Here is a 2,841-nt window from a genome sequence, read left to right on the forward strand (position 1 = left end):
CGGCAGCAGCGACCAGCGCGGCCGCGGCAGCCGCGCGATGCCGCGCCACAGCCGCTCCAGCATCGGCGAATCGGCATGGTCGCGCGGCGAGGGGTCGATCAGCGCCGGCAGCAGCAGGCGCGTGGTCAGCGCCGCCACCAGCAGGCCAGCGATGGTGAACACCGCCAACTGGCGCAGGCCGTCCACGCCGGAGAACAGGAAGGTGACGTAGGCGATGCAGGTGGAGACCACGCCGGTGGCCAGCGTCGGCCACAGATGGCGCGCGTTCTCGCGTGGATCCAGGCCCGGGCGCTGATGGCTGAACAGATGGATCGGGTAGTCCTGGACCACGCCGATCAGGGTGAAGCCGAACGCCACGGTGATCCCGTGCACGCCGTCGAACAGCAGCGCCACCGCGCCGAGGCCGGCCAAGCCGGCGCTGGCCAGCGGCAGCACGCCCAGCACCGGAATCTTCCAGCTGCGGTAGGCCACCAGCAGCAGCACGATCAGCCCCACCGTATCCAGGGTGCCGATCCACTGCGCCTCGTTCTGGGTGCGCCCGCCGATCTCCACCGAGAACGCGCCAGGACCGGTCAGCGTCAGCTTGCTGCCGGTGCCGGCGCTCACCTTGGCGAAGGCGGCATGGATCGCATCCACCGCGCGCTGCTGGCCGGTGGGGTCGAAGCCGGCGGCGCGGGTCTGCGCGACCAGCAGCGCGTCCTTGCCGGCGCGGTCGAACCACACCCCGTCGCGCTGCTGCGGGCCACCGGCCGGCTGCAGGCTCTCGGCCAGGTGCAGCACTTCCAGGGTCGGATCGCGCGGCAGCAGCGGCTCCACCATCGCCGCCGCCGGCGAGCCCAGGTCCTGCAGCCGCGCCTGCAGCGCATCGCGCAGGGTCGGCGCATCCAGCGGTTTGGCGTCGAAGCTGTCGCTGAGCAGATAGCGGTACGGCAGCAGGCGCGGCGGGATCGCGTCCAGGCCGGCGTCGGCGCCGTTGGCGACCAGTTCGAACACGTCGTGCTGCGCGGCCAGTTCGGCATGCAGCGCCTGCGATTGCTTGGCCAGCGTGGCCGGATCGGCCCCGGACAGCGACATCAGCAGCAGCCGCGAGCCAGGGCCTTCGCCGAGTTCGTCGAGCAGGAGTTTCTGCGCGGGAGTGCGGGCTTCCGGCATGAATTTGCGCAAGTCGCCCGACACCTGCAGCGCATTGCCCAGCCAGATGCCGGCCACGGTCAGCAGCGCCAGCCACAGCAGCGCCAGCGAGATCCGCATCTTCGAACTCAGGGCGCGCTTCATCGCTGCATCCCCACGCCGCCCTGCGCCGTGCGATCAGCCACCTCACGCGCAGCCGTCAGGCCGGCAGCACGCTGCCGGCGGGCGCCTCGTGCGGGGATCACGCCGCGTCGCCGTGGCACAGCGCGGTCAGCGCGGCGCCGTCGGCAACGGCGCCGGCGGCCTGCGCGGCACCGGCCAGCAGGGTGCGCTGGACGTCGCCCTTGGCCGGGGTGGTCTCGATGCAGCGCAGTTCGGCGCCACGGCCGTACAGGTGCAGGCTGCGCACGTGCGCGGCCATGGCCGGATCCTTGGGCTGCAACTGCAGCTGCCAGCGCTCGCGGGTGCCGCTGCTGCTGATGTTGAACTGCTGCTGCAGCAGCGCGCGGTCGCCGGACAGCAGCGCGCCGAAACCGCTCTGCAGGCCGGCCAGTTCCGGCACGCGCGCCAGCGAGAAGCGCCGCGGCGGCTTGCCGTCGCGCTCCAGCGTGGCCTCGCCGCCACGCAGCGTGGTGGTCTCGTGGTAAGGCGCGGTGACCTCGCGCACCAGCGTCTGCGCGTCCGGGCGGCGGTACTCGCCCTGCACCCGCAACGGCGTCTTCAGCAGCGCCGAGCCGCGCAGTTCGACGAAGGCGGTGCTGACCGGCGCCGGCCGCGCCAGCTTCTGCAGGATCCAGTCGGCGTCCGGCGCCTCAGGCGATGCGGCGCTCAGCGGTGCGGCGCTGCACAGCAGTATCAGCATCCACGGCAAGGTGCGGCGCATCGGCATGGCGGTTGTTCCAGAAGTCGTAGAAATTGAACCAGTTGTAGGGCGCGGAGCGGGTGTAATGCTCCAGCCTGGCGGCGTAATCGCGGATGAGCGCGGCCAGCACCGGGGCACGCTGCCGGCGCGGCAGGTCCAGGCCTTCGCTGAAGGTCTCGAACACCAGCTCGTAGCGGTTGCCGCCGCGGTACAGCCCGAACGCCAGCACCACCGGCACCTTGAGCGCGGCGGCGATCAGCCACGGCGAGGTCGGGAACATGGCGCCCTGGCCGATGAACGCGGCCGGCAGCGCCGGATCCTCCGGGCGCGGCCGGTCCACCAGCAGCGCGACCAGCGCGCCCTCGTCGGTGGCCTGCTTGATCGCCATGACGATGGAGGTGCTGTCCATGCCGGCGTCGATGATGTTGGCCGCCAGTTGCGGGTTCAGCGCGCCGAGCAGTTCGGTCATCGCCGGGTTGTGCGCCTTGTCCAGCACCACCTTGACCTGCACGTCCGGGCGCTCGGTGGCCAATACCCGCAGCGCGTCGAAGCTGCCCAGGTGCGAGCCGAAGATCAGCACGCCGCGGCCGCGGTCCATCTGCGTGTGCAACTGGTCCAGGCCGCGGATCTGCACCCGGAACCGGTGCATCTGCCCGCACAGCATGAACACCCGGTCGAGGATGGTCGAAGCGAAGGTGTGGATGTGCCGGGCCACCTCCAGCAGCGTGGCCGGGCGATCGAACACGCGGCTGAGGTAGTGCCGCGAATCGCGCCGCTCCGGGCCGCGCACCAGCAGGAAATACAGGGTGATCGGATACAGCAGCAGGCGGCCGACGGCGCGGCCGCCG

3 protein-coding genes are annotated in these 2,841 nt (G+C 71.6%); all 3 read right to left on the minus strand.

The features are described 5' to 3' along the window. Nucleotides 1-1,275 (minus strand): MMPL family transporter (locus tag D588_RS0116345; RefSeq protein ID WP_017916739.1); only part of this gene is annotated, 1,275 nt, incomplete at its 3' end. A gap of 97 nt (nt 1,276-1,372) precedes the next feature. Beyond that, a complete protein-coding gene (locus tag D588_RS0116350) occupies nt 1,373-2,020 on the minus strand; it encodes a LolA-related protein (protein WP_043085435.1) in 648 nt (215 codons plus the stop codon). Beyond that, nucleotides 1,944-2,841: acyltransferase (locus tag D588_RS0116355; protein WP_017916741.1), on the minus strand; the 898-nt coding region annotated here is incomplete at its 5' end. The genes D588_RS0116355 and D588_RS0116350, both read right to left, overlap by 77 nt.

The sequence above is a fragment of the Xanthomonas sp. SHU 308 genome (genome assembly GCF_000364645.1).
GTDB classification, from domain to species: domain Bacteria; phylum Pseudomonadota; class Gammaproteobacteria; order Xanthomonadales; family Xanthomonadaceae; genus Xanthomonas_A; species Xanthomonas_A sontii.